Here is a 25,653-nt window from a genome sequence, read left to right on the forward strand (position 1 = left end):
CCCCACGCCACGCCACGCCCCGAGCCGCTCCGGCCGGGGTTTTCTCATGCCCGCGTCTCCCCCGAAAGGCAGCCCATGGCCACACCCCTCTCCGCCGACGCCCTCGTCTCCGCCCTGCACAAGGAAGGCGTCACCGTCGTCGAACACGCCGGCTGGCGCACCAACAACCGCAACCACAAAGGCAGTTGGGGCCCGGTCAACGGCGTGGTCATCCACCACACCGTCACCTCGGGCACCGCCGCCACGGTCAGCCTGTGCTTCAACGGCCGCTCCGACCTGCCCGGCCCCCTCTGCCACGGCGTGATCGCCAAGGACGGCACCGTCCACCTCGTGGGCAACGGCCGCGCCAACCACGCCGGCAGCGGCGACGGCGACGTACTGAACGCCGTGGTCGCCGAACGCACCACACTCCCCTCCCCCAACGAGAACGACACCGACGGCAACGTCCACTTCTACGGCTTCGAGTGCGTCAACCTCGGCGACGGCAAGGATCCCTGGCCCGAGGCCCAGCTGGACGCGATGGCCCGCGCCTCGGCCGCGCTGTGCCGGGCGCACGGCTGGAGCGCGAACTCCGTCATCGGGCACAAGGAGTGGACCAGCGCGAAGATCGACCCGCGCGGTTTCACGATGGCCGACTTCCGGGCCAGGGTCGCCACTCTGCTCGGCAAGCAGCCGACGAGTGCCACCAAGCCCGCCTACCAGCCCTTCCCCGGCACCGCCTGGTTCAAGAAGAACCCGAAGTCACCGGTCGTCACCGCGATGGGCAGACGGCTCGTCGCCGTCGGCTGCTCCGCCTACAGCGACGGCCCCGGCCCCCAGTGGACCGAGGCCGACCGCAGGTCCTACGCCAAGTGGCAGCGCAGGCGCGGCTACACCGGCTCGGCCGCCGACGGCTGGCCCGGCGCCACGTCCTGGGCGGCGCTGAAGGTCCCGTACAGCTCCTGAGAGAGGAGGCTCCCATGTCAGAGGCCGCCAAGCGGACTCTCCGCACCGTAGTCCAGACCGCTGCCGGCCTGTGCGTCCTGCTGCCGACGGTCGTCGACGCCGCCGGCATCTCCAGGACGCTCCCCTGGGTGGCCGGCGCCCTCGCCGTCGCCGCGGGCGTGACCCGGGTCATGGCCGTGCCCGGCGTCCAGGCGCTGCTGCCCGCGTGGCTGCGCACGGAGACCGGGGGTGACGGATGACGCCCCCTGAACAGCAACAGCACGACGTCGCGCTCGAGCTGGAACGCCTGCGCGGAACCGTCGAGGCCGGGTTCGCCCGCGTCGACGGCTCCCTCGCTCTCCTCGTCCAGCGCAGCGACCAGACCGACAAGCAGCTCGCCGACCATGAGCAGCGCCTGGACGCCCTGGAGCGCTCCCGCTGGCCGCTGGCCAGCATCGGCGCGGTGGCCGCCGTAGCCACTGTGGTCGTCACGGCCTGGGAACTGACGCCGCGCTGAACACGCCGAAGGGCGGCCACCCCGTACGAAACGGGATGACCGCCCTTCAGAACCTCAGAACCAACTACTACTGGTTGTACGGACCGTAGTCGTAGTCCTCCAGCGGAACGGCCTGGCCGGAGCCCGTGCCGAACGGCGAGTAGTCGATGTCGTCGTAGCCGACGGCCGAGTACATCGCGGCCTTGGCTTCCTCGGTCGGCTCGACCCGGATGTTGCGGTAGCGGGACAGGCCCGTACCGGCCGGGATGAGCTTACCGATGATGACGTTCTCCTTGAGGCCGATCAGGGAGTCGGACTTGGCGTTGATCGCCGCGTCCGTCAGAACCCTGGTCGTCTCCTGGAAGGACGCCGCCGACAGCCAGGACTCCGTGGCCAGCGAGGCCTTGGTGATACCCATGAGCTGCGGACGACCGGAGGCCGGGTGACCGCCCTCCTGCACCACACGACGGTTCTCGGTCTCGAACTTCGACCGCTCGACCAGCTCGCCGGGCAGCAGCTCGGCGTCGCCGGACTCGATGATCGTCACGCGGCGGAGCATCTGCCGGATGATGATCTCGATGTGCTTGTCGTGGATCGACACACCCTGCGAGTTGTAGACCTTCTGGACCTCGCCGACCAGGTGGACCTGGACGGCACGCTGACCCAGAATGCGCAGCACGTCGTGCGGGTTGGTGGCACCCACGGTGAGCTTCTGGCCCACCTCGACGTGCTCGCCCTCGCTGACCAGGAGTCGGGCACGCTTCGAGATCGGGAACGCCGTCTCGTCGCTGCCGTCGTCCGGGGTGACGACGATCTTCTTGGTCTTCTCGGTCTCCTCGATCCGCACGCGGCCGTGGGCCTCGGAGATCGGGGCGACACCCTTCGGCGTACGAGCCTCGAAGAGCTCGACGACACGGGGCAGACCCTGGGTGATGTCGTCACCGGCCACACCACCGGTGTGGAAGGTACGCATCGTCAGCTGGGTACCGGGCTCACCGATGGACTGGGCGGCGATGATGCCGACCGCCTCACCGATGTCGACCAGCTTGCCGGTGGCCAGCGAGCGGCCGTAGCACATGGCGCAGGTGCCGACGTGGGACTCGCAGGTCAGGATCGAACGGGTCTTGACCTCCTCGACACCGTGGTGCACGAGCTGGTCGATGAGCACGTCGCCCAGGTCCACGTTGGCCGGCGCGATCACCTTGCCGTCGATGACGACGTCCTCGGCGAGCATGCGGGCGTAGACGCTGGTCTCGACGTCCTCCGCCTTGACCAGCACGCCTGCGGCGTTCTTCGAGGCGATCCGCAGCTTCAGACCGCGCTCGGTGCCGCAGTCCTCCTCGCGGATGATGACGTCCTGCGAGACGTCCACCAGACGACGGGTCAGGTAACCCGAGTCGGCGGTACGCAGGGCGGTGTCCGCCAGACCCTTACGGGCACCGTGCGTGGAGATGAAGTACTCCAGCACGGACAGGCCCTCACGGAAGGACGCCTTGATCGGACGCGGAATCGTCTCGTTCTTGGCGTTCGACACCAGACCACGCATACCGGCGATCTGCCGCATCTGCATCATGTTTCCTCGGGCACCCGAGTCAACCATCATGAAGATGGGGTTCGTCTTGGGGAAGTTCTCGTTCATCGCCTCGGCGACCTCGTTGGTCGCCTTGGTCCAGATCGCGATGAGCTCCTGAGTGCGCTCTTCCTTGGTGATCAGACCGCGCTCGTACTGCTTCTGGACCTTCTCGTCCTGCGCCTCGTAGCCCGCGACGATGGCCTTCTTGGCCTCGGGAACGACGACGTCGGAGATGGCCACGGTGACACCGGAACGGGTGCCCCAGTAGAAGCCCGCCGCCTTCAGGTTGTCGAGCGTCGCCGCCACGATGACCTTGGGGTAGCGCTCGGCCAGGTCGTTGACGATCTCGCCGAGCTGCTTCTTGCCCACCGAGTAGTCGACGAACGGGTAGTCCTCGGGCAGCAGCTCGTTGAAGAGCGCACGGCCCAGGGTCGTCCGCAGGCGGAAGGTGTCACCCTGCTGCCACTCCGGGTCGCCCTCCTCCTGCGCCGGCGGGGTCCAGCCGCGCGGCGGGATGGTGCCCACCGGGAAGCGGATGTCGACCGCGGACTGCAGCGCGAGCTCGCCGGCGTCGAACGCCATGGTCGCCTCGGCCGTGGAGCCGAAGGCACGGCCCTCGCCCTTGACGTCGCGCAGCTCGCCGTCGGTGGTCAGGAAGAACAGACCGAGGACCATGTCCTGGGTCGGCATCGTCACCGGACGACCGTCGGCGGGCTTGAGGATGTTGTTCGAGGACAGCATCAGGATGCGGGCCTCGGCCTGCGCCTCCGCGGAGAGCGGAAGGTGCACGGCCATCTGGTCACCGTCGAAGTCCGCGTTGAACGCGGTGCAGACGAGCGGGTGGATCTGGATGGCCTTGCCCTCGACCAGCTGCGGCTCGAAGGCCTGGATGCCGAGGCGGTGCAGGGTGGGCGCACGGTTCAGCAGCACCGGGTGCTCGGCGATGACCTCTTCGAGGACGTCGTACACGACCGTGCGGCCGCGCTCCACCATGCGCTTGGCGCTCTTGATGTTCTGCGCGTGGTTGAGGTCCACCAGGCGCTTCATCACGAACGGCTTGAAGAGCTCCAGCGCCATGGCCTTCGGCAGACCGCACTGGTGCAGCTTCAGCTGCGGACCGACGACGATCACGGAACGCGCGGAGTAGTCCACACGCTTGCCGAGCAGGTTCTGACGGAAACGACCCTGCTTGCCCTTCAGCATGTCGCTGAGGGACTTCAGCGGGCGGTTACCCGGACCGGTGACCGGACGGCCACGACGGCCGTTGTCGAACAGCGCGTCGACGGCCTCCTGAAGCATGCGCTTCTCGTTGTTCACGATGATCTCGGGCGCACCGAGGTCAAGGAGTCGCTTCAGACGGTTGTTGCGGTTGATCACACGGCGGTACAGGTCGTTCAGGTCGGAGGTCGCGAAGCGGCCACCGTCCAGCTGCACCATCGGGCGAAGGTCCGGCGGGATGACCGGGACGCAGTCGAGGACCATGCCCTTGGGGCTGTTGGAGGTCTGCAGGAACGCAGACACGACCTTCAGCCGCTTCAGCGCACGGGTCTTCTTCTGGCCCTTGCCGGTACGGATGATCTCGCGAAGCCGCTCGGCCTCTTCGTCGAGGTCGAAGGACTCCAGGCGCTTCTGCAGCGCCGCGGCACCCATCGAACCGTCGAAGTACGTGCCGAAGCGGTCCCGCAGCTCGCGGTAGAGGAGCTCGTCGCCCTCGAGGTCCTGGACCTTGAGGTTCTTGAACCGGGTCCACACCTCGTCGAGACGGTCGATCTCGCGCTGCGCACGGTCACGCAGCTGCTTCATCTCACGCTCGGCACCCTCGCGCACCTTGCGGCGTACGTCGGCCTTGGCGCCCTCGGCCTCGAGCTCGGCCAGGTCGGTCTCGAGCTTCTTGGCGCGGGCCTCCAGGTCGGAGTCGCGACGGTTCTCGACCTGCTGACGCTCGACGGAGACGTGCGCCTCCAGCGAGGGCAGGTCGCGGGTACGGCGCTCCTCGTCGACGAACGTGATCATGTACGCCGCGAAGTAGATGACCTTCTCGAGGTCCTTGGGAGCCAGGTCGAGCAGGTAGCCCAGCCGCGACGGGACGCCCTTGAAGTACCAGATGTGCGTGACGGGGGCGGCCAGTTCGATGTGGCCCATCCGCTCACGACGCACCTTGGCGCGAGTGACCTCGACGCCGCAGCGCTCACAGATGATGCCCTTGAACCGGACACGCTTGTACTTGCCGCAGTAGCACTCCCAGTCCCGGGTCGGACCGAAGATCTTCTCGCAGAAGAGTCCGTCCTTCTCGGGCTTGAGGGTGCGGTAGTTGATGGTCTCGGGCTTCTTGACCTCGCCGTGGCTCCACTGACGGATGTCGTCAGCGGTGGCCAGACCGATCCGGAGCTCATCGAAGAAGTTGACGTCGAGCACTATGCGTCAATCCCTCTCAGGGTTGTAAGTCTTAGGGGTCTGATACGGGGGTCCAGGGGCCGGCCGGAGGTTCCTCACCAGGGCCTCCGGCCGGACTCCCGTCAGACCTCTTCGACGCTGCTCGGCTCGCGCCGGGACAGGTCGATGCCGAGCTCTTCCGCAGCGCGGAAGACGTCCTCGTCGGTGTCGCGCATCTCGATGGACATGCCGTCCGAGGACAGCACCTCCACGTTGAGGCACAGGGACTGCATCTCCTTGATGAGCACCTTGAAGGACTCGGGGATGCCGGGCTCGGGGATGTTCTCGCCCTTGACGATGGCCTCGTAGACCTTCACGCGACCGGTGACGTCGTCGGACTTGATGGTCAGCAGCTCCTGGAGGGCGTAAGCGGCGCCGTAAGCCTCCAGCGCCCACACCTCCATCTCACCGAAGCGCTGGCCACCGAACTGGGCCTTACCACCCAGCGGCTGCTGGGTGATCATCGAGTACGGACCGGTCGACCGGGCGTGCAGCTTGTCGTCGACCAGGTGGTGGAGCTTGAGGATGTACATGTACCCGATCGAGATCGGGTCGGGGAACGGCTCACCGCTACGGCCGTCGAACAGCCGCGCCTTACCGGTCGGCTGCACCATGCGCTCGCCGTCGCGGTTCGGGATGGTGTGGTTCAGCAGACCGGCGAGCTCGTCCTCACGCGCACCGTCGAAGACGGGGGTCGCGACGTTCGTGCCCGGGTCGACCTGGTCGGCACCGATGACCTGAAGACGCTGCGCCCAGTCCTCGCCGAGCCCGGAGACGTCCCAGCCGCGGCTGGCGAGCCAGCCGAGGTGGATCTCCAGGACCTGTCCCGGGTTCATTCGGGACGGCACACCCAGCGGGTTGAGGATGATGTCGACCGGGGTCCCGTCCTCGAGGAACGGCATGTCCTCGATGGGCAGGATCTTGGAGATGACACCCTTGTTGCCGTGGCGGCCGGCGAGCTTGTCACCGTCCGTGATCTTGCGCTTCTGCGCCACGTAGACACGAACCAGCTGGTTCACGCCCGGCGGCAGCTCGTCGCCCTCTTCACGGTCGAAGACGCGGACGCCGATGACCTTGCCGATCTCGCCGTGCGGCACCTTCAGCGAGGTGTCGCGCACCTCGCGCGCCTTCTCACCGAAGATCGCGCGGAGCAGGCGCTCCTCGGGGGTCAGCTCGGTCTCACCCTTGGGCGTGACCTTGCCGACGAGGATGTCACCGGCGACGACCTCGGCACCGATGCGGATGATGCCGCGCTCGTCGAGGTCGGCGAGGACCTCCTCGGAGACGTTCGGGATGTCCCGGGTGATCTCCTCGGGGCCGAGCTTGGTGTCACGGGCGTCGACCTCGTGCTCCTCGATGTGGATCGAGGAGAGGACGTCGTCCTGCACGAGGCGCTGCGACAGGATGATCGCGTCCTCGTAGTTGTGACCCTCCCACGGCATGAACGCCACGAGCAGGTTCTTGCCCAGCGCCATCTCGCCGTTCTCGGTGGCCGGACCGTCGGCCAGGACCTGGCCCTCGATGATCCGGTCGCCCTCGTTGACGATGACCTTCTGGTTGACCGAGGTGCCCTGGTTGGAGCGGGCGAACTTGGCCAGGCGGTACGTGATGTACGTGCCGTCGTCGTTCGCGGTGGTGATGTAGTCCGCGGAGACCTCCTGGACCACACCCGCCTTCTCGGCCTTGACCACGTCACCGGCGTCGACAGCGGAGCGGTACTCCATGCCGGTGCCGACGAGCGGGGACTCGGACTTGATGAGCGGCACGGCCTGACGCATCATGTTCGCGCCCATGAGGGCACGGTTGGCGTCGTCGTGCTCGAGGAACGGGATCATGGCGGTCGCGACCGACACCATCTGGCGCGGCGAGACGTCCATGTAGTCCACGTCGTCACCGGGGACGTAGTCGACCTCGCCGCCACGACGGCGGACCAGGACGCGGTTCTCGGTGAAACGCATGTTGTCGTCGAGCGTGGCGTTGGCCTGCGCGATGACGAATCGGTCCTCTTCGTCGGCCGTCAGGTAGTCGACCTCGTCGGTGACGACGTCGCCGTCGACCTTGCGGTACGGCGTCTCCACGAAGCCGAACGCGTTGACGCGGCCGTAGGAGGCGAGCGAACCGATCAGACCGATGTTCGGGCCTTCGGGCGTCTCGATCGGGCACATACGGCCGTAGTGAGACGGGTGCACGTCACGGACCTCGAAGCCGGCCCGCTCACGGGAGAGACCACCCGGACCAAGCGCCGACAGACGGCGCTTGTGGGTGAGACCCGACAGCGGGTTGTTCTGGTCCATGAACTGCGACAGCTGGCTGGTGCCGAAGAACTCCTTGATGGAGGCGACGACCGGCCGGATGTTGATCAGGGTCTGCGGCGTGATCGCCTCGACGTCCTGGGTCGTCATGCGCTCACGGACGACTCGCTCCATACGCGCCAGACCCGTACGGACCTGGTTCTGGATGAGCTCGCCGACGCTGCGCAGACGACGGTTGCCGAAGTGGTCGATGTCGTCGGTCTCGACGACGATCGTCTGGCCGTTGTCGGCGGCCGTCTCGGTCTCGCCCGCGTGCAGCTTGACCAGGTACTTGATCGTCGAGATGACGTCCTCGACGGTCAGGACGCCCGCGTCGAGCGGAGCCTCCGCACCCAGCTTCTTGTTGACCTTGTAGCGGCCGACCTTGGCGAGGTCGTAACGCTTCGGGTTGAAGTACAGGTTCTCAAGAAGCGTCTGCGCGGCCTCACGCGTGGGGGGCTCGCCCGGACGCAGCTTGCGGTAGATGTCCAACAGCGCGTCGTCCTGGCCCTGGGTGTGGTCCTTCTCCAGGGTGGCGCGCATGGATTCGTACTCGCCGAACTCCTCGAGGATCTGCTCGGTGGTCCAACCGAGAGCCTTGAGCAGGACGGTGACGGACTGCTTGCGCTTGCGGTCGATGCGCACACCGACCATGTCGCGCTTGTCGATCTCCATCTCCAGCCAGGCACCCCGGGACGGGATGATCTTGGCGGAGAAGATGTCCTTGTCGGACGTCTTGTCGATCGAGGAGTCGAAGTAGACGCCCGGCGAACGGACCAGCTGCGACACGACGACACGCTCGGTGCCGTTGATGACGAAGGTGCCCTTGTGGGTCATGAGCGGGAAGTCGCCCATGAAGACCGTCTGGGACTTGATCTCGCCGGTCTCATTGTTGGTGAACTCGGCCGTGACGAAGAGCGGGGCCGCGTACGTGAAGTCGCGGTCCTTGCACTCGTCGATGCTGTTCTTCGGGGGCTCGAAACGGTGGTCGCGGAACGTCAGCGACATCGACCCGGAGAAGTCCTCGATCGGAGAGATCTCCTCGAAGATCTCCTCCAGACCGGACTTCGTGGGGACGTCCTGACCCGACTCCAGAGCCGCCTCGACCCGACTCTGCCAGGCGGTGTTCCCGAGCAGCCAGTCAAAGCTCTCGGTCTGCAACGCGAGCAGGTTGGGAACCTCGAGGGGCTCCTTGATCTTTGCAAAGGAGATGCGCAGCGGGGCGGTGCTGGCGCCGTTGTTCGTATTCGCGGTCGAGGCGTTGCGCGAGGCGGCCAAGAGGGGGTCCTTCCGAGGGCTCGGACTCACTACGCGCGTGCCGGTCCCTCTCCCAGACACAGAGACAGATTTCCCCAAATCGGCCAAATAGCCAGGTCAGGGACTTCTAGTCTTCGATGCTAAAGCGAGGGCATGCCCCTGGTGACGGGCAGGGGACAGCTAACAGGCAGCGCAAAGGGTCAGTGTAGCCACTTGGCGCACTGATGTCCAGCCCCGATTTTCTGTGACCCTCGTTGTCCTCAACGCCCTTGGCATGCCTGTACTCAACGCACGTTGATACTGCCCTCTTCGTCGCCGATCCATGCCTCGGATTCGGACCGTTCTGCGACGCGTCCTGAGAATTGCGCGCTGCGTGCGGTTCGTCAAGGCCCCCCTGCCCGAACCGGGACATTCGGAGACACGACGAAGATCACCATACCCCCCGCCTACACGAGCGCAAGGTAACCGTGACCGACCCCCCGACAACGCCGAAGAGCGACCACCCAGATGGATGATCGCTCTTCGCTGCTTCAGCGTTACAGCCCTCTCAAAGGGACTGTGTCAGCCGGCAAGGGAGTCCTGCGGACTCCGTGGGGTCACTTGACCTCGACGGAGGCGCCGGCGGCCTTGAGGGACTCGGCAGCCTTCTCAGCGGCCTCCTTGGCGACCTTCTCGACGACGGGCTTCGGGGCGCCGTCCACGAGGTCCTTGGCCTCCTTCAGACCCAGGGAGGTCAGCTCACGCACGACCTTGATGACCTGGATCTTCTTCTCGCCGGCACCCGTGAGGATGACGTCGAACTCGTCCTGCTCGGCCTCGGCCTCGACCGGGGCGCCCGTGGCGGCGGGGCCGGCAACGGCGACCGCGGCGGCGGCGGTGACGTCGAACTTCTCCTCGAACGCCTTCACGAACTCGGAGAGCTCGATGAGGGTGAGGGACTCGAACTGCGCGAGCAGCTCTTCCTGGGACAGCTTCGTCGCCATGTTGGGCGATCCTTCCACTTAATCGGCTGGTGCCGTGATGTACATGTCGGCGGGCGTACGTTCGGCCCGCGTCGACCACCGCCGCGTCATGCGGCTGCGGTCAAAGTGCGAGCCGAATTACTCGGCACCGCCCTGCTCGGCCTGCTTGGCACGAAGCGCCTCCGCGGTGCGGACGAACTTCGAGGGAAGCGCCTGGAAGACCTGGGCAGCCTGAGTCTGCTTGGCCTTGAAGGCACCCGCCAGCTTGGCGAGCAGAACCTCGCGGGACTCGAGGTCCGCAAGCTTCTTGATCTCATCGGCGGACAGCGCCTTACCGTCAAGGACACCGCCCTTGATGATGAGGTTCGGGTTGTCCTTGGCGAAGTCACGAAGACCCTTCGCCGACTCCACCGGGTCACCGGTGACGAAGGCGACCGCCGTCGGACCGTTGAACAGGTCGTCGAGCGTCGAGATCCCGGCCTCGTTGGCCGCAATCTTGGTCAGCGTGTTCTTCACCACGGCGTACTGGGCGTTCTCACCGAGCGAACGACGCAGCGTCTTGAGCTGCGCCACGGTGAGACCCCGGTACTCGGTCAGCACGGCGGCGTTCGAGCTGCGGAACTGCTCCGCGAGCTCGGCTACCGCGGCAGCCTTGTCGGGCCTTGCCATGAGCGTCGGCCTCCTTCCGGGTGATGACGACCGCTCAGAAGGGGCTGGGACAAACGAAACGCCCCGGCGCAGGCGCACGGGGCGTAGCTCTACCGGCATTCGCACGCTGTTGAGCAGCGAACTCCGGGAACATATCCACAGTCACCTGCGCGGGTCGTCCGCGAATTTCAGCGGATCCTTCGGCCACCGAACCCTCTTGCGAGAGCACGGCAACGACCAGCGGTCTTTGGCTTCTCCGGAAGAGTACGGGACCCGATCCCTGTCAAGCAAATCGGGCCCTACGACGCTCAGCCCTGGGCTTCCTTCATCATCTCCGCCAGGTCGGTGGTGTCCTTGGCCGGCGGGGCCGTGATGGTCACCGGCTTGTTGTAGTCGAGGAAGGTGATGGTCATGTCGAGCGTGCCCTTGGTGGCGTCGCCCTTCATCCGGAACTGCTTGGTGTGGTCGTCGCCGTCGACCCACATGTCCATCGCGAGTTTGTCGATGCCCAGCTTCTCGTACTGCTTGACGCTCTTCTCGCGCTTCTCGCGGGTGGCCTTGTCCTCGTCCTTGAAGGAGTCCCGGAGGGTGTCGAGGGTGACGGTGCCCGAGTAGTGGGTCGTCTTGACGCCGTCGACGGTCTCGGTGCCGACCTTCTTCACGTCCTCGGCGCCGGTGAGGAAGGTGGACTCGGTGGCCGGGTTCTGGTCGGCCTGATCGATGCCGGAGCCCTCACCGAGGCCGTCCTCGCCCAGCGTGGACATGTCGAACTTGAGCCAGGTCTTGCCGTTCATCTCCTTGGCCATCTCGGCGTTGCCGCCCATGTACATGGCCTTGTCGACGAGCCGGATCTCGACGGTGCCGTCCGCTCCCTGGTCGAGCGCCGTCATCTTCATGCTCATGGCGACGGTGGGCTCGGTCCGCATGGAGGCCGTGGCCTTGATGCGTCCCTGCTCCGGAACCTCGCCGGTCATGCGGTAGCGGAAGGAGGTGATGTCCTCCGTGTTCTTCGCCGCCTTGGCGACCGCCGCCGCGGGAGTCATCTTCGGCGACTCCTCCCCCTTGGCACAGCTCACCGCGCCGGCGGCGAGGGCCACGGCGGCGAGCCCGGCGCCGATCGTCCTGCGTCGCGTGGAACGTCGTACAGAAGTACCCATTTGATTCCCCCCAAGGAACACATGGCCGATACACAGCAAGGACGCGAGCGTATCCGAGTGTGGTTGCAGCGTTCTTCTGAATTCCGTGGGGCTCAGGAGGCGGGACTCAGGAGGTGCTGCCGCCCTGCTGCTCCAGCAGTTTCCTGAAGTCCTCGGTGTCGGCGGCCGGGGGCTTCACGACGGACACCTTCACTCCGTAGTCGCGGTAGTGGGCGGTCTGGGTCACCTGCCCGTTCGCCGTCCGGCTCTTCTCGACCTTCTTGACCAGCAGGTTCTTGGCGTTGATCCAGATGTCGACGGTCTCGGTGGTGACGCCGGCCTGCTGGAGCTGCTTCCTCAGTGCCGTGTCGGTGACCTCTCCCACCCGCACGGTGCCGGAGTAGTGCGTGGTGGTCTGTCCGTCCGCCGCCTCCTCGCCGACCTCGCGCACGTCCGAGGAGTTCAGCAGCAGCTTCACCGACTGGTTGGGGGTGGTGCTGCGCATCTGGTCGGCGAAGTTCGCGCCGCCGCCGAGGTCCTTGAGGTCGTCGTACGCGTACTTGAGCCAGTGCTTGCCGCCCATCTTCGCGGCGAAGGTGTCGCCCATCTGCGCGTAGTAGGCGTCGGAGAGATAGCGGGCCTCCATCGACGTGACACCGAGTGCGCGCATCGTCTCGGCCGTCGTGCCGCCGGTGTACTCGATCGTCGCGGTGCCTATGAGACCGTCGCCCCAGCCGAGGACTCCGTCGGCCTTGACGGACAGCTGCGTGCCCATGACGGTCGTGGACCGCACCCTGGCCGACGCGGCCCGGTCGGTGGACCGCTCGGCGGAGCGCAGGGCCGCGAGGGACACCGTGGGCGTCGCCGTGCGCTTCTCCTCGGGCTTGTCGGCGGAGGAACCGGAGGAGGTGCAGGCCGATGCCGTCAGTACGGCCGTCACCGCGACCGAGCAGGCCAGACGGCGTCTCGTCGTGCTCTTCATGCGTCCCCCTGGTGCGATTGCCCTGAGCGCACGCTAACCCAGAGCACAGCGCCCTCACATGGGAACGGGCCCCGCACCTCGAAAGGTGCGGGGCCCGTTGCCGACTGGGGCGAGCCTCAGGCTCAGACCGCGGCCGGGTCCTCCTCGACGAGGAGGTTGCGGGTGCGGTTCGGGTCGAGCGGAATGCCGGGGCCGATCGTGGTGCTGATCGCGGCCTTCTTGATGTAGCGACCCTTGGCGGCCGACGGCTTCAGACGGAGGATCTCCTCCAGCGCCGCGCCGTAGTTCTCCACCAGCTTGGTGTCGTCGAACGACGTCTTGCCGATGATGAAGTGCAGGTTCGAGTGCTTGTCGACGCGGAACTCGATCTTGCCGCCCTTGATCTCGTTGACAGCCTTGGCAACGTCCGGGGTCACGGTGCCGGTCTTGGGGTTCGGCATGAGACCACGGGGACCGAGCACGCGGCCGAGGCGGCCGACCTTGCCCATGAGGTCCGGGGTGGCGACGACGGCGTCGAAGTCCAGACGGCCCTTCGCCACCTCGTCGATGAGCTCGTCGGAGCCGACGATGTCGGCGCCCGCGGCAGTCGCGGCCTCGGCACGGTCACCGGTCGCGAAGACCAGGACCCGGGCGGTCTTACCGGTGCCGTGCGGGAGGTTCACGGTGCCACGGACCATCTGGTCGGCCTTGCGCGGGTCGACACCCAGACGGAAGGCGACCTCGACGGTGCCGTCGAACTTGCTCGTGGAGGTCTCCTTGGCGAGACGGACGGCCTCGAGCGGGGCGTAGAACTTGTCCCGGTCGATCTTGGCGTCCGCAGCGCGGAGAGACTTGCTGCGCTTGCTCACTACTGCTCCTGATGTGTTCTGAGGAGTCGTGGTGTGGGCCGAGCAGGCCCTGCCACTTCTTCTGCTGGGGAGTTGGGGCTCAGCCCTCGACCGTGACGCCCATGGAACGCGCGGTACCGGCGATGATCTTCGCGGCGGCGTCCAGGTCGTTGGCGTTGAGGTCGGGGAGCTTGGTCGTGGCGATCTCGCGGACCTGCGCCTGGGTGATCTTGGCGACCTTGGTCTTGTGCGGCTCGCCGGAGCCCTTCTCGATGCCCGCGGCCTTGAGGATCATCTTCGCGGCCGGCGGCGTCTTGGTGATGAAGGTGAAGGAGCGGTCCTCGTAGACCGTGATCTCCACCGGGATCACCCAGCCACGCTGCGACTCGGTCGCGGCGTTGTAGGCCTTGCAGAACTCCATGATGTTGACGCCGTGCTGACCCAGCGCGGGGCCGACCGGCGGAGCCGGGTTGGCGGCACCGGCCTGGATCTGGAGCTTGATGAGCCCCGTGACCTTCTTCTTCTTGGGAGGCATAGCTCTCCGGGTCCTTTCGATTCGGGTCTACCCGCCTCCGGGTCGCGTCCCGGCTGCAGGCATACCGCACAACGATAACGGGTATAGATGCGCGGCCAAAAACCGAGCAGGTCAGACGGGCTTTCGAGAGCCCCTCTGACCTGCTCGGACGTGATGGGTCCAGGAAGAAACTGGTGAGGAACTAGTTCTTCTGGATCTGGTCGAAGCTCAGCTCGACCGGCGTCTCGCGGCCGAAGATCTCGACGAGACCCTTGACCTTCTTCGAGTCGGGGTTGATCTCGTTGATGGTCGCCTGCAGCGTGGCGAAGGGGCCGTCGGTGACGGTGACCGAGTCGCCGACCTCGAAGTCCAGCACCTGGACCTCGACCTTGCGCTGCGGAACCGGCTTGCCCTCGGCCTCGGCGGCCTCACGGGCGGCCTTCTCCTCGGCCTCCGGGGCGAGCATCTTGACGATCTCGTCCAGGGTCAGCGGGTACGGGTCGTAGGCGTTGCCCACGAAGCCGGTGACGCCGGGAGTGTTGCGGACGACGCCCCAGGACTCGTTCGTCAGGTCCATGCGCACCAGCACGTAGCCGGGGAGCTTGTTCTGACGGATCGTCTTGCGCTCGCCGTTCTTGATCTGCGCGACCTCTTCCTGCGGCACCTCGGCCTGGAAGATGAAGTCCTCGACGTTCAGCGAGACGGCGCGCTGCTCGAGGTTGGTCTTCACGCGGTTCTCGTAACCGGCGTAGGTGTGGATGACGTACCACTCGCCGGGGAGGGTGCGCAGCTCCTCGCGCAGGGCGACGACGGGGTCGACCGGCTCGGCCGGCTCTTCCTCGACGGCCTCTTCGGCCTCGTCCGCATCCTCTACGGCCTCGATGTCTCCGCCGGACTCTTCCTCGGCGTCCTCGTCCTCGACGTGGAGAGCGGCTTCCTCGGCGGGCGCGCCCGCCTCGACATCGGCAGCCTCGACCTCGTCCAGGTCATCGTCCGCGCCCTCGACGATGTCGAGCTCGTCATCCACGGACTCGTCCGGCTCGACGGCCTCGTTCAGGTTCGGGTCAGACACTGTGGCTGCTTCTTCCTGGATACATGGGGGTGGAACACGCGAAAGGGGCGCCGGTGACGGCGCCCTTCGCTCTCGGCTCAGCCGAAGACGTACTTCGCGGCGTGGTCGAGTCCATAGTCAATCACGGTGACCAGACCGATCATGACGATGACGAACACAATCACCACGGTCGTGTAAGTGGTCAGCTGGCTGCGCGAAGGCCAGACGACCTTGCGGAGCTCGGCGACGATCTGCCGGTAGAACAGCGCGAGGCGCTTCAGCGGACCCTTCTTGGCACGCTTGCCGCCCTTACGAGTCTTCTTACTGGACTCCGGCGTCTCATCCTGGGCATCAGGCGTATCGATGGAGCCCACGGCGTCCGCCATTCGTCCTCACCTGTTCCCGGGTCGTGGCCGTGCCGCGCCCGGTCTGAGCCGCACGGCGGTGCATTGCTGTACGTACATGCGCACACATCCTGGCGAAGGTGTGTGTAGCAGGGCCGGAGGGACTTGAACCCCCAACCGCTGGTTTTGGAGACCAGTGCTCTACCAATTGAGCTACGACCCTTTGTGTGCTCCCCAACGTACCGCATCCGACCGGGTGCTCGGTGTGCACCGGTTGAGCGCGGCCGCTGTGAGGCCAACGAGGTGAGAGTGTACGTGCTCTGTGGCCCCTCGTCGAACAGAAAGCGCCCGTAAGGGGCTTGGCGAAGGAAGATCGGCGCAAGATCGCCCTGTCCGCGAGCAGGATCCGGACGGGTGTTCTGTGGTTTGCCCGCACATGTTCAGTCCGTGAAACCCGTGTGCCGGAGGCGTTTCCGGTCTGAAACGATGGGCCCCATGAGCGCTGCAACCCCTCCCACCGAGCGCCGGGTCTCCGCCCGAGTCGGCGCGATCTCCGAGTCCGCCACCCTCGCCGTGGACGCCAAGGCCAAGGCCCTGAAGGCCGCCGGGCGCCCGGTGATCGGCTTCGGCGCCGGTGAACCGGACTTCCCGACCCCTGACTACATCGTCCAGGCCGCCATCAAGGCCTGCTCGAACCCGAAGTACCACCGCTACACGCCGGCCGGCGGCCTGCCGGAGCTGAAGGCCGCGATCGCCGCGAAGACGCTGCGTGACTCGAACTACGAGGTCGACGCGTCCCAGATCCTCGTCACCAACGGTGGCAAGCAGGCCATCTACGAGGCCTTCGCCGCGATCCTCGACCCGGGCGACGAGGTCATCGTCCCGGCGCCCTACTGGACGACGTACCCGGAGTCCATCCGTCTCGCCGGCGGTGTCCCGGTCGACGTCGTCGCGGACGAGACCACCGGCTACCGCGTCAGCGTGGAGCAGTTGGAGGCGGCCCGTACGGAGAAGACGAAGGTCGTCCTCTTCGTGTCGCCGTCCAACCCGACCGGCGCCGTCTACAGCGAGGCCGAGGCCGAGGCGATCGGCCGCTGGGCCGTCGAGCACGGCCTGTGGGTGCTGACCGACGAGATCTACGAGCACCTGGTCTACGGCGACGCCAAGTTCACCTCGCTGCCCGCGCTCCTGCCCGAGCTGCGCGACAAGTGCATCGTGGTCAACGGTGTCGCGAAGACGTACGCCATGACCGGCTGGCGCGTCGGCTGGGTCATCGGTCCCAAGGATGTCGTCAAGGCCGCGACCAACCTCCAGTCGCACGCCACGTCGAACGTGTCGAACGTCGCCCAGGTGGCGGCCCTCGCCGCGGTCTCCGGCAACCTCGACGCGGTGGCCGAGATGCGTACGGCCTTCGACCGGCGCCGCAAGACCATCGTGCGGATGCTCAACGAGATCGACGGCGTGCTCTGCCCGGAGCCCGAGGGCGCCTTCTACGCCTATCCGTCGGTGAAGGCCCTGCTCGGCAAGGAGATCCGCGGCAAGCGTCCGCAGGACTCGGTCGAGCTGGCCGCGCTGATCCTGGAGGAGGCCGAGGTCGCGGTCGTACCCGGTGAGGCCTTCGGTACGCCGGGTTACCTGCGGCTGTCGTACGCCCTGGGTGACGAGGACCTCGTCGAGGGTGTCTCGCGGATCCAGAAGCTGCTGGCGGAGGCGCAGGACTGAGTTTCCGCGCCAGGGGACCACCTACCAGAGTTGGTAGGTGGTCCCCTGTCGTTTGTGCGAGCAAGGCCACGTTCGGGGAAAGCGCTACCGGGACGGCAGGGACGTACGGCAGGATCCTGGAATGGAGCGTGTACGTGATGTCTCTGAGCTGCCGAAAGCCCATCTGCACCTGCACTTCACCGGGTCGATGCGGCCCACCACCGTGCTGGAACTTGCCGACAAGTACGGCGTACGGCTGCCCGAGGCGCTGACCGAAGCACTGACCAGCGGGGAACCGCCGAAACTGCGGGCGACGGACGAGCGGGGCTGGTTCCGCTTCCAGCGCCTGTACGACGCGGCGCGCTCGTGCCTGAGAGAGCCCGAGGACATCCGGCGGCTGGTGCGGGAGGCCGCGGAGGAGGACGTGAAGGACGGTTCGGGCTGGCTGGAGATCCAGGTGGACCCGACGTCGTACGCCCCTCGTCTGGGCGGTCTGATCCCCGCCCTGGAGGTCATCCTGGACGCGGTGGAGACGACCTCGCGCGAGACGGGGCTGGGGATGAGGGTCCTGGTCGCCGCGAACCGTATGAAGCACCCGCTGGACGCGCGCACGCTGGCCCGCCTCGCCGTGCGGTACGCGGAGCGGGGCGTGGTCGGTTTCGGGTTGTCGAACGACGAACGCCGGGGCATGGCACGGGACTTCGACCGTGCCTTCGCCATCGCGCGGGAGAGCGGGCTGCTGTCGGCACCGCACGGCGGCGAACTGGCCGGTCCGGCGTCGGTACGGGACTGTCTCGACGACCTGCACGCCAGCCGGATCGGGCACGGGGTGCGGGCCGCGGAGGATCCCCGGCTGATGAAGCGGCTGGCCGACCGGCAGGTGACGTGCGAGGTGTGTCCGGCGTCGAACGTGGCCCTCGGTGTGTACGAGAAGCACGAGGACGTTCCGCTGCGGAAACTGTTCGAGGCGGGGGTGCCGTTGGCGTTGGGTGCCGACGACCCGCTGTTGTTCGGCTCCCGGCTGGCCGCCCAGTACGAGATCGCCCGGCGGTATCACGGCTTCTCGGACGCGGAGCTCGCGGAACTCGCCCGGCAGTCGGTGCGGGCTTCGGCGGCGCCGGAGGACATGAAGACGAAGCTGTTGTCCGGCGTCGACGACTGGCTCAGCGGCCCGGTCGCCTGAAGTGGGCGTACGGCGGATACGGCTTGAAGCAGATCACGACCTCGGGGTCACGTGAGATCCCGCGGTCGGGGGCCAGTTCGCCCTTCAGGGCGGTCACGAAGGCCGAGTGTCCTCTGACGACGCGCTTCTGGCGCGGGCCCCAGCCGGCCGCGTAGGCGAAGGTGGTGGCGGCGGTCGCGAAGACGTCCCGGCCGCCGATCAGGAAATACGTGCACGCGTGCGTGGTGTGACGCAGCTGCTCGCGCGCGTACGGCCGGTCGAGCCAGGCCTGGGCGTCCCTGTCGGTGCGGGCCTCGTCGGTGCGGACGGTCAGCGGGGTGCCGCGGCCGAGTCCGCGGCGCAGCTGCGGCCACTGGGTGGGGCGCAGGCCCGCCTCCGGGTGGGCCAGGACCAGGTCGAAGAATTCACCCTGGCCCTCGTCTGGGGGTACGCCGTCGCGCAGGTTCACGTGCACGATCGTGTGCCGGGAGTACGCGGCGAAGGAGAACAGGCCGGCCAGGCGGTTCAGGCCGTCGTGGTCGCCCATGAGGAGGCCGTAATCCTCGGGGTCACGGAGTGACGTGTGGCGCAGGGGGGTTCGGGGCTGGACGACCCGGTGGGTGTGCGGGCCGGTGCGGGGGCGGAACTCGGTGAGTCTCAGGCGCATGGGCGGGCGGGGGTTACGTGTCTCATGGAGCGAGCCTGGCTGTCGTGAGGCGCCGTCCGCAACGGAAATACCGGCCTGCCGACTACAGGGTCACGCCGACCGTCACGGGCTCGTTGACCAGCGTGATCCCGAACGTCTCGTGGACGCCTGCCACCACCTCGCGGGCCAGGGTGAGGAGGTCCTCCGTGGTTGCCTCGCCCCTGTTGGTGAGCGCGAGGGTGTGCTTGGTGGAGATGCGGGCGGGGCCAGTGCCGTAGCCCTTGGTGAAGCCCGCCTTGTCGATGAGCCAGGCCGCCGAGGTCTTGGTGTGGCCCTCCCCCGCCGGGTAGGCGGGCGGCACGGCGTCTGTGCCGAGCCGCTGCTCCACGCGCGCGTGGAAGGCGGCGAACTGCTCGTCGGTGAGGATCGGGTTGGTGAAGAAGGAACCGGCGGACCAGGTGTCGTGGTCCTCGGGGTCCAGGACCATGCCCTTGCCGGAGCGCAACTTCAGTACGGTCTCGCGGGCCTTGTCGAGGGGCACGCGGTCGCCCGGTTCGACGCCGAGGGCTCGGGCTGTCTCGGCGTACTTGATGGGGGCGGAGAGGCCTTCGGCGTCCTCCAGGCGGAATCGCACACGCAGGACGACGTATCGCTCGGGGTCGGACTTGAAGCGACTGTGGCGGTAGGAGAAGGCGCAGTCCGCGTTCGGGACGGTGACCGTTTCGCGGGTCGTGCGGTCGTAGGCGACGACCTCGGTGATCGTCGACGAGACCTCCTGGCCGTAGGCGCCGACGTTCTGGATCGGGGTCGCGCCTGCCGAGCCCGGGATGCCTGCGAGGCACTCGACGCCGGCGAGTCCGGCTTCCACGGTGCGGGCGACCGCGTCGGTCCATACCTCGCCGGCTGCCAGCTCCAGGTGGGTGCCGTCGAGGGTGACGCCCTTGGTGGCGATGACCAGCGCGGTGCCCGCGAAGCCCTTGTCGCCGATGACCAGGTTGGAGCCGCCGCCGATGACCAGCAGGGGTGTGCCGGTGTCGTCGGCCTCGCGGACGGCTTCGATCACCTCGGCGTCGGTCGTGGCGGTGACCAGGCGGGTCGCGGGGCCACCCAGGCGGAAGGTGGTCAGCGGGGCGAGGGGGGCGTCGTGTCGTTCCAGCACGCGGTCAAGAGTACGAGACGGGGTGCCTGCGGCGGCCTGTGCGGGGTCTGGGGCGGACCTCCCGGCGACAGCAACCCGGACCGACCCGCACCCACGCGAACGGCCCCGTCCTCTCGGACGGAGCCGTCGTCGTCTCCCAGGGTCACCCCGCGACTGTCTCCAGGACCGGCGCCGGAGTCGACTCCCCGGTCTCCACGGAACGCTTCCGCGAGGGGATCAACAGGGCGGCGACCCCCGCGAGGGCGACCACCGCGGCGCCCGTGACCAGCGCGGGGCGCAGGCCGTCGACGAAGGTCTGACCGGTCTCGTAGCCACCCTGGGCCGAGAAGATCGACGCCATGACGGCGATACCGAGCGCGCCGCCGACCTCGCGCAGGGCGTTGTTGGCGCCGGAGGCGATGCCCTGTTCCTTGGGGATGACGCTGGACATGACCAGGTTGGCGGCGGGCGCGAAGAACAGGGCCATGCCGACGCCGCTGATGATCAGGCCGGGCAGCTGGCTGGCGTAGGAGGCGTCGGTGGTGGCCACGGCGGCCATGTAGGCGAGACCCGCCGCCTGGAGGAAGAGGCCGGTGGCCACGACCGGGCGGCCGCCGATGCGGTCGGAGAGGATGCCGGCGATCGGGGCGACGAGCATCGGCATGCCGGTCCAGGGCAGCATGCGCAGGCCGGCCTCGGTGGGCGAGTTGCCGAGCACGCCCTGCATGTACTGGCTGAGCAGGAAGATCGAGCCGAACATGCCGAGGAACATCAGAAGGCTGGCCGCGTTGATCCCGGCGAAGGCCCGGGAACGGAACAGGCGCATCGGGAGCATGGGGTTCTTGGCCCGGGTGCTGTAGAGGACGAAGCCCACCAGCAGCGCCGCCCCGGCGAACAGGCCGGTCAGGACGAGGGAGCCGGTCCAGCCCTCGGCGGGGCCACGGACCAGGCCGTAGACGATTCCGAAGAGGCCGCCGCTGGCGAGCAGGGTGCCGGGGATGTCGAGCCGGGAGCCGGTGCCGAAGGACTCGGCGAGGCGGAGGCGGGCGAGGGGCAGCAGGGCGAGGCCCAGCGGCACGTTCAGCCAGAAGATCCACTGCCAGGAGATGTGTTCGGTGAGGCTGCCCCCGATGAGGGGGCCGGAGGCCACCGCGAGCCCGTTGACGGCGCCCCAGATGCCGTACGCCATTCCGCGTTTGGCGACGGGAACGGCCGCCGTGAGGAGTGTGAGCGTCAGCGGCATCATGATCGCGGCGCCGACGCCCTGGACCGCGCGGGCTGCGATCAGGCTGTCGATGCCGGGCGCCATGGCCGCAGCGGCGGACGCGCCGGTGAAGATCGTGAGACCGGTGAGGAAGAGACGGCGACGGCCGAACCGGTCGCCGAGTGCCGCGCCGGTCATGAGGAGGACGGCGAAGGTGAGTGTGTAGGCGCTCACCGTCCATTCCAGGTCGTCCATCCCCCCGCCGAGGTCCTTGCGGATGGAGGGCAGGGCCGTGGTGACGACGAGGTTGTCGAGGGCCGCCATGAATCCGGCGACGCTGGTGATGACGAGGGCCCAGACGGCCCCTCCACGACGTTCGGTCTGCTGTGACATCTCTCCCCCAGAGAGCGATCATCGATAATGGCTGATTAGTTAGTGATTACTAACCTTCGTGCTCATGAAAAGGCGCCGACGACGCCTTCCTTTCCTCGTGTTCCTAGTGCTCCAGCCGGCCCTTGATCCGCGCCGACGGGTACAGCCCTTCCCAGACCCGGTGCCCGGGCGGGAAGCCCATCGCCACCAGACAGTTGATGAGCATTCCGTACGCCAGGAAGGTCGTCGTCTCGTTGACGTCGGCACCGAGGGGCAGATGGACGGTGTCCCACAGCCGCATCCAGCCGGCCCGCACCGACTCGCCGAACTCGTGCTCACCGGCCTCCTCGGCGGCGGCCACGGCGACGTACATCTGCATCTGCATCATCAGCCGCTCGGGCCGCTCCGCGATGACCTTGGTGTACGCGTTCGCCATGGCATGCAGGGCCTCTTCGCCCTCGAGTCCCTTGGCGGCCTCCTCGAAGGTACGAATCGTGTCCTCGACGCACCGTTCGGCCGCCGCGAGGAACATCGCCTTCTTCCCCGGGAAGAGCCGGAAGAGGTACGGCTGCGAGACGCCGACGCGCTTGGCGATCGCCTCGGTCGACGTGCCGTAGTACCCACCGCGGGCGAACTCGGCCGTCGCCGCACGAATGACGCTCTCGCGCCTCTCTTCTGCGCTCATCCTGACCATGCGAGTAAGTTAGTACTCAATCACTAACTTCGTCAAGGGGTCTCCTCTTGGGGAGTCCCCTCACAGGGGTATAAGTAAGGGGCGCCCCGCCATGGAGGGCGCCCCTTACCGCTGCTGCTCCGGCGTCAGGCCAGTCGTACGACCGCACGTGACATACCCAGCACCTTCTGCCCGGCGCTGGTCGCCGTGAGGTCCACGCGGACCGTGTGGTCGTCGAGCTTGGCCGCGACCTTGCCGCTGACCTCGACGGTGGCGCCCTGGTCGTCGTTCGGGACGACGACCGGCTTGGTGAAGCGGACGCCGTACTCGACGACCGCGCCCGGGTCGCCGGCCCAGTCGGTGACCACGCGGATGGCCTCGGCCATGGTGAACATGCCGTGCGCGATGACGTCCGGCAGTCCGACCTCCTTGGCGAACTTCTCGTTCCAGTGGATCGGGTTGAAGTCCCCGGAGGCGCCCGCGTACTGGACGAGGGCGGCACGGGTCACAGGGAAGGTCCGGGCGGGCAGCTCGGTGCCGACCTCGACGTCGTCGTAAGCGATCTTCGCCGTCATCGGTTCCTCACGCCTCCTCGGCCGCGCGGGCCACGAGCTTGGTCCAGGCGGTCACGACATGCTCGCCGGCCTCGTCGTGGACCTCGCCTCGGATGTCCAGGATGTCGTTGCCCGCCATGGACTTGATCGCCTCGATGGTGGAGGTGACGGTGAGCCGGTCGCCGGCGCGCACGGGGCGGACGTAGGCGAACTTCTGGTCACCGTGCACCACGCGGCTGTAGTCCAGGCCGAGCTGCGGGTCCTGGACGACCTGTCCCGCGGCCTTGAAGGTGATCGAGAACACGAAGGTCGGCGGGGCGATCACATCGGGGTGACCGAACGCCTTGGCGGCCTCCGGGTCGGTGTACGCCGGGTTGGCGTCCCCCACCGCCTCCGCGAACTCACGGATCTTCTCCCGGCCCACCTCGTAGGGGTCGGTGGGCGGGTAGGTCCGCCCCACGAAGGACTGGTCGAGCGCCATGAGCTCGGCACCTCCTGGTGTCGATAACGAACGTTCGCTGCAGCGGACGAAACGACGCGAGGCCGCCCCCCGAACTGCAGGGGACGGCCTCGTGTACGAGCCTGATTTATCGCGTTTCGCGGTGCGCGGTGTGCGCCTTGCAACGCGGGCAGTGCTTCTTCATCTCCAGTCGGTCCGGGTTGTTACGCCGGTTCTTCTTGGTGATGTAGTTCCGCTCCTTGCACTCCACGCAGGCCAGCGTGATCTTCGGGCGGACGTCGGTGGCAGCCACAGGAGTGCTCCTTGACGAACGGATGGGACGATTAACGCACAGAAGAGTAGCCGATCGAAGGACCGACCCCACAATCGGCTACTGTCAGTAGCGGTGACCGGACTTGAACCGGTGACACAGCGATTATGAGCCGCTTGCTCTACCGACTGAGCTACACCGCTGCGATGCGATCGGCCCCCGCCTTGCGACGGGAACCTTTCACACCAGAGCCCCAATACGGAATCGAACCGTAGACCTTCTCCTTACCATGGAGACGCTCTACCGACTGAGCTATTGGGGCGAGCGATGAAGACATTACACGCTCGGCTGCCGTTCACCCAAATCCGTTTCGCGGCACCCGCCTCGGCCGGTTCCGCGGGCCTCGAACCGGGCCCCCAGGGGTCTCAGGAGCCCCTCCCGTACGGCGGACCACACCGGTACGACTATTGCGCTCCTCCCCGTGACCGGCGGGTCGTCACCCTAGGCTCGACCCACTCTGCGTGATCTTGCGTCCCCTTGCGCGGTCCGAGCTCGCGCAGACCCCGAGCCCGAGCCTCTGGAGCGCGATGCCCGACAGCCAGCCGCAGCCGCCCCACTCCTCTTCCGGGTCGTCGTCAGGGGCGTCGTCAGGGTCGTCGTCGAGTTCGTCATCCGGTTCTTCGTCTTCTTCGTCCGGTTCCTCGTCGGGGTCGTGGGCGGGGTCGGCGGCGGGGTCGGCGGCGGGGCAGGCCGAGGGGGCCGCCCTCCTGTTGTGCGGGGCGCGGCTGACCGATGGGCGGACCGTGGACGTACGGCTGGGCGGCGGGCGTATCGAGGCGGTCGGTACGACCGGAAGTCTGGCGGTGGGCGGCACGCGCGCGCGTGGCGCGCGCGTGGACCTCAGCGGCTATCTGCTCCTGCCGGCCCCGGTCGAGCCGCACGCCCACGGCGACACGGCACTGTCTGACGACGTCGGCGGACCGGTCTCGTACGACCCCGAGGACGTCCAGCGCCGGTCCACGGAGGCGGCCCTGCTGCAACTCGGGCACGGGGCGACCGCGCTGCGGGCACACGTGCGCGTGGGCGATGTTCAGGGGCTGGGCGCTCTGGCCGCCGTACTGCAGGCACGGCGTTCGCTGCGCGGGCTCACCGAGTTGACGGCGGTGGCGATGCCGAGGGTGCTGACCGGGGTGGCCGGGGCCGACGGGCTCGCGATACTGCGCGACGCGGTGAAGATGGGCGCCTCGGTGGTGGGCGGTTGTCCGGATCTCGATCCCGATCCGACGGGCTATGTGGAGGCGGTCCTGGAGGTCGCCTCCGAGCACGGCTGCCCCGTCGACCTGCACACCGACGCCACTGACCCCGCCCGGCTAGCCCGGCTCGCGGCGATGGCCGGCGGGCTGCGCCCCGGCGTGACGCTCGGCCCGTGCGGCGGCCTCGGTCGGCTGCCCGCCGAGGTGGCGTCCCGGACCGCCGACCAACTCGCCGCGGCCGGGGTGGCGGTGGTGTGCCTGCCGCAGGGCGGCTGCGGAGGCGTCGACCGGCGGGGCACGGCTCCGGTACGGCTGCTGCGTGCGGCCGGGGTGCAGGTGGCTGCCGGCAGCGGGGCGCTGAGGGACGTGTCGAATCCGGTCGGGCGTGGTGATCCGCTGGAGGCCGCCTATCTGCTGGCCTCTCGGTACGGGCTGCGGCCCGAGGACGCGTACGACGCGGTGAGCGCGTCGGCTCGGGCTGTGCTCGGGCTGCCCGAGGTGCGCGTGGAGGCCGGTTTTCCGGCCGAGTTGCTCGCGGTGCGGGGGGATCGGCTGGCGGGGGCTCTGTCGCTGGCGTACAGCCGGATCGTGGTGCATCGGGGGCGCGTGGTGGCGCGGACGAGCGCGGTGCGGGAGTACTACAACTCGGCCGTGGCTGCGGAGTTGGGGCTGCCTCGGCAGGGGCGGGGGGAGTTGTCGTAGGGGTGGGTGCCTGCGGCGCCTGTGCGGGTGTGGTGGGGGTGGGTGTAGCGCCTTGGGTTGTGTGGTGGGTCGGGGCCGTGCCGGGGGGGGGCCCTCCTCG

Annotated in this window: 23 protein-coding genes and 3 tRNA genes; 6 read left to right on the forward strand and 20 right to left on the reverse strand. The window is 67.8% G+C overall.

All coding sequences use genetic code 11. From position 1 onward, the window contains the following. Window positions 1-75: 75 nt before the first annotated feature. The 3 genes from IG08_RS0146485 to IG08_RS0146495 are packed head-to-tail and all read left to right on the forward strand — an operon-like array spanning window position 76 to window position 1,441. The gene (locus IG08_RS0146485; RefSeq protein WP_030618595.1) at window positions 76-945 is read left to right on the forward strand and encodes a peptidoglycan-binding protein; all 870 of its coding nucleotides are present in this window, start codon (window positions 76-78) and stop codon (window positions 943-945) included. 14 nt (window positions 946-959) lie between these two features. After that, window positions 960-1,184 carry a hypothetical protein gene (locus IG08_RS0146490; RefSeq protein ID WP_030618598.1) on the forward strand — a complete coding sequence of 75 codons (225 nt, stop codon included), beginning with the start codon at window positions 960-962 and terminating at the stop codon, window positions 1,182-1,184. Beyond that, on the forward strand, window positions 1,181-1,441 hold the full coding sequence (locus IG08_RS0146495) for a hypothetical protein (protein ID WP_030618601.1): 261 nt from the start codon (window positions 1,181-1,183) through the stop codon (window positions 1,439-1,441). Before IG08_RS0146490 ends, IG08_RS0146495 begins: the two co-directional genes overlap by 4 nt. Window positions 1,442-1,508: 67 nt before the next feature. On the opposite strand, the gene IG08_RS0146500 is transcribed toward IG08_RS0146495, so the two are convergent. From IG08_RS0146500 to IG08_RS0146550, 11 genes are all read right to left on the reverse strand, one after another. Beyond that, complete coding sequence (locus IG08_RS0146500; protein WP_030618604.1) at window positions 1,509-5,408, reverse strand: DNA-directed RNA polymerase subunit beta'; 3,900 nt, start codon at window positions 5,406-5,408, stop codon at window positions 1,509-1,511. Between the two features lie 101 nt (window positions 5,409-5,509). After that, on the reverse strand, window positions 5,510-8,995 hold the full coding sequence (rpoB, locus tag IG08_RS0146505; protein ID WP_030618607.1) for a DNA-directed RNA polymerase subunit beta: 3,486 nt from the start codon (window positions 8,993-8,995) through the stop codon (window positions 5,510-5,512). Between the two features lie 575 nt (window positions 8,996-9,570). Further along, window positions 9,571-9,957, reverse strand: a complete 387-nt coding sequence (gene rplL, locus IG08_RS0146510) for a 50S ribosomal protein L7/L12 (protein WP_030618609.1) — start codon at window positions 9,955-9,957, stop codon at window positions 9,571-9,573. 117 nt (window positions 9,958-10,074) lie between these two features. Continuing rightward, a complete protein-coding gene (gene rplJ, locus IG08_RS0146515; RefSeq protein WP_030618611.1) occupies window positions 10,075-10,605 on the reverse strand; it encodes a 50S ribosomal protein L10 in 531 nt (176 codons plus the stop codon). A gap of 287 nt (window positions 10,606-10,892) precedes the next feature. Continuing rightward, window positions 10,893-11,741: an SCO4651 family lipoprotein gene (locus IG08_RS0146520; RefSeq protein ID WP_030618613.1), complete on the reverse strand. Its 849-nt coding sequence runs from the start codon at window positions 11,739-11,741 to the stop codon at window positions 10,893-10,895. Window positions 11,742-11,847: 106 nt separating this feature from the next. Beyond that, entirely contained in the window at window positions 11,848-12,702 is an 855-nt protein-coding gene (locus IG08_RS0146525; RefSeq protein WP_030618617.1) for an SCO4651 family lipoprotein, read from the reverse strand. A gap of 122 nt (window positions 12,703-12,824) precedes the next feature. Next, window positions 12,825-13,550 (reverse strand): 50S ribosomal protein L1, encoded by a 726-nt coding sequence (gene rplA / locus IG08_RS0146530; RefSeq protein WP_030618620.1) that lies wholly within the window; start codon window positions 13,548-13,550, stop codon window positions 12,825-12,827. Between the two features lie 79 nt (window positions 13,551-13,629). After that, window positions 13,630-14,064 (reverse strand): 50S ribosomal protein L11, encoded by a 435-nt coding sequence (gene rplK, locus IG08_RS0146535; RefSeq protein WP_020135826.1) that lies wholly within the window; start codon window positions 14,062-14,064, stop codon window positions 13,630-13,632. Between the two features lie 181 nt (window positions 14,065-14,245). Beyond that, window positions 14,246-15,115 (reverse strand): transcription termination/antitermination protein NusG, encoded by an 870-nt coding sequence (gene nusG / locus IG08_RS0146540; RefSeq protein ID WP_030618625.1) that lies wholly within the window; start codon window positions 15,113-15,115, stop codon window positions 14,246-14,248. Between the two features lie 77 nt (window positions 15,116-15,192). Beyond that, window positions 15,193-15,480 carry a preprotein translocase subunit SecE gene (gene secE, locus IG08_RS0146545; RefSeq protein ID WP_030618628.1) on the reverse strand — a complete coding sequence of 96 codons (288 nt, stop codon included), beginning with the start codon at window positions 15,478-15,480 and terminating at the stop codon, window positions 15,193-15,195. Window positions 15,481-15,588: 108 nt separating this feature from the next. Continuing rightward, window positions 15,589-15,661, reverse strand: a tRNA-Trp gene (locus tag IG08_RS0146550). Window positions 15,662-15,933: 272 nt separating this feature from the next. Between IG08_RS0146550 and IG08_RS0146555 the strand changes: the two genes are divergently transcribed. Both IG08_RS0146555 and IG08_RS0146560 read left to right on the forward strand, forming a co-directional pair. Next, window positions 15,934-17,160 (forward strand): pyridoxal phosphate-dependent aminotransferase, encoded by a 1,227-nt coding sequence (locus tag IG08_RS0146555; protein ID WP_030618631.1) that lies wholly within the window; start codon window positions 15,934-15,936, stop codon window positions 17,158-17,160. 121 nt (window positions 17,161-17,281) lie between these two features. Beyond that, entirely contained in the window at window positions 17,282-18,322 is a 1,041-nt protein-coding gene (locus IG08_RS0146560) for an adenosine deaminase (RefSeq protein WP_030618634.1), read from the forward strand. Here the strand turns inward: IG08_RS0146560 and IG08_RS0146565 are convergent. The 9 genes from IG08_RS0146565 to IG08_RS0146605 form a co-directional block, all read right to left on the reverse strand. Further along, on the reverse strand, window positions 18,303-18,968 hold the full coding sequence (locus tag IG08_RS0146565) for a hypothetical protein (RefSeq protein WP_030618636.1): 666 nt from the start codon (window positions 18,966-18,968) through the stop codon (window positions 18,303-18,305). The two genes, IG08_RS0146560 and IG08_RS0146565, sit on opposite strands and share 20 nt — an antisense overlap. A gap of 82 nt (window positions 18,969-19,050) precedes the next feature. Next, on the reverse strand, window positions 19,051-20,106 hold the full coding sequence (locus tag IG08_RS0146570; RefSeq protein ID WP_030618638.1) for a UDP-N-acetylmuramate dehydrogenase: 1,056 nt from the start codon (window positions 20,104-20,106) through the stop codon (window positions 19,051-19,053). A 142-nt stretch (window positions 20,107-20,248) separates the two neighbouring features. Next, window positions 20,249-21,682, reverse strand: coding sequence for an MFS transporter (locus IG08_RS0146575; RefSeq protein WP_030618641.1), 1,434 nt, complete (start codon window positions 21,680-21,682; stop codon window positions 20,249-20,251). 103 nt (window positions 21,683-21,785) lie between these two features. Further along, the gene (locus IG08_RS0146580) at window positions 21,786-22,355 is read right to left on the reverse strand and encodes a TetR/AcrR family transcriptional regulator (protein WP_030618646.1); all 570 of its coding nucleotides are present in this window, start codon (window positions 22,353-22,355) and stop codon (window positions 21,786-21,788) included. A gap of 125 nt (window positions 22,356-22,480) precedes the next feature. Beyond that, window positions 22,481-22,909 (reverse strand): MaoC family dehydratase, encoded by a 429-nt coding sequence (locus IG08_RS0146585; RefSeq protein WP_030618648.1) that lies wholly within the window; start codon window positions 22,907-22,909, stop codon window positions 22,481-22,483. 7 nt (window positions 22,910-22,916) lie between these two features. Beyond that, window positions 22,917-23,369 (reverse strand): MaoC family dehydratase N-terminal domain-containing protein, encoded by a 453-nt coding sequence (locus tag IG08_RS0146590; protein ID WP_030618652.1) that lies wholly within the window; start codon window positions 23,367-23,369, stop codon window positions 22,917-22,919. Between the two features lie 106 nt (window positions 23,370-23,475). Beyond that, window positions 23,476-23,640, reverse strand: a complete 165-nt coding sequence (rpmG, locus tag IG08_RS0146595; protein WP_006347275.1) for a 50S ribosomal protein L33 — start codon at window positions 23,638-23,640, stop codon at window positions 23,476-23,478. A gap of 88 nt (window positions 23,641-23,728) precedes the next feature. Further along, window positions 23,729-23,801, reverse strand: a tRNA-Met gene (locus IG08_RS0146600). A gap of 46 nt (window positions 23,802-23,847) precedes the next feature. Next, a tRNA-Thr gene (locus tag IG08_RS0146605) sits at window positions 23,848-23,920 on the reverse strand. 265 nt (window positions 23,921-24,185) lie between these two features. Between IG08_RS0146605 and IG08_RS0146610 the strand changes: the two genes are divergently transcribed. After that, on the forward strand, window positions 24,186-25,553 hold the full coding sequence (locus IG08_RS0146610) for an amidohydrolase family protein (protein ID WP_030618662.1): 1,368 nt from the start codon (window positions 24,186-24,188) through the stop codon (window positions 25,551-25,553). The last annotated feature ends 100 nt before the right edge of the window (window positions 25,554-25,653 follow it).

Source organism: Streptomyces fulvoviolaceus, assembly GCF_000718165.1.
Taxonomy (GTDB): Bacteria; Actinomycetota; Actinomycetes; order Streptomycetales; family Streptomycetaceae; genus Streptomyces; species Streptomyces fulvoviolaceus.

Bases quoted from the DNA above. Each gene is read 5' to 3' on its own strand.
- IG08_RS0146485 (WP_030618595.1), top strand. From the start codon at position 76: ATGGCCACACCCCTCTCCGCCGACGCCCTCGTCTCCGCCCTGCACAAG.
- IG08_RS0146490 (WP_030618598.1), top strand. From the start codon at position 960: ATGTCAGAGGCCGCCAAGCGGACTCTCCGCACCGTAGTCCAGACCGCT.
- IG08_RS0146495 (WP_030618601.1), top strand. From the start codon at position 1,181: ATGACGCCCCCTGAACAGCAACAGCACGACGTCGCGCTCGAGCTGGAA.
- rplL (WP_030618609.1), bottom strand. From the start codon at position 9,957: ATGGCGACGAAGCTGTCCCAGGAAGAGCTGCTCGCGCAGTTCGAGTCC.
- rplJ (WP_030618611.1), bottom strand. From the start codon at position 10,605: ATGGCAAGGCCCGACAAGGCTGCCGCGGTAGCCGAGCTCGCGGAGCAG.
- IG08_RS0146520 (WP_030618613.1), bottom strand. From the start codon at position 11,741: ATGGGTACTTCTGTACGACGTTCCACGCGACGCAGGACGATCGGCGCC.
- IG08_RS0146525 (WP_030618617.1), bottom strand. From the start codon at position 12,702: ATGAAGAGCACGACGAGACGCCGTCTGGCCTGCTCGGTCGCGGTGACG.
- rplK (WP_020135826.1), bottom strand. From the start codon at position 14,064: ATGCCTCCCAAGAAGAAGAAGGTCACGGGGCTCATCAAGCTCCAGATC.
- secE (WP_030618628.1), bottom strand. From the start codon at position 15,480: ATGGCGGACGCCGTGGGCTCCATCGATACGCCTGATGCCCAGGATGAG.
- IG08_RS0146555 (WP_030618631.1), top strand. From the start codon at position 15,934: ATGAGCGCTGCAACCCCTCCCACCGAGCGCCGGGTCTCCGCCCGAGTC.
- IG08_RS0146560 (WP_030618634.1), top strand. From the start codon at position 17,282: ATGGAGCGTGTACGTGATGTCTCTGAGCTGCCGAAAGCCCATCTGCAC.
- IG08_RS0146565 (WP_030618636.1), bottom strand. From the start codon at position 18,968: ATGCGCCTGAGACTCACCGAGTTCCGCCCCCGCACCGGCCCGCACACC.
- IG08_RS0146575 (WP_030618641.1), bottom strand. From the start codon at position 21,682: ATGTCACAGCAGACCGAACGTCGTGGAGGGGCCGTCTGGGCCCTCGTC.
- IG08_RS0146580 (WP_030618646.1), bottom strand. From the start codon at position 22,355: ATGGTCAGGATGAGCGCAGAAGAGAGGCGCGAGAGCGTCATTCGTGCG.
- IG08_RS0146585 (WP_030618648.1), bottom strand. From the start codon at position 22,909: ATGACGGCGAAGATCGCTTACGACGACGTCGAGGTCGGCACCGAGCTG.
- IG08_RS0146590 (WP_030618652.1), bottom strand. From the start codon at position 23,369: ATGGCGCTCGACCAGTCCTTCGTGGGGCGGACCTACCCGCCCACCGAC.
- IG08_RS0146610 (WP_030618662.1), top strand. From the start codon at position 24,186: ATGCCCGACAGCCAGCCGCAGCCGCCCCACTCCTCTTCCGGGTCGTCG.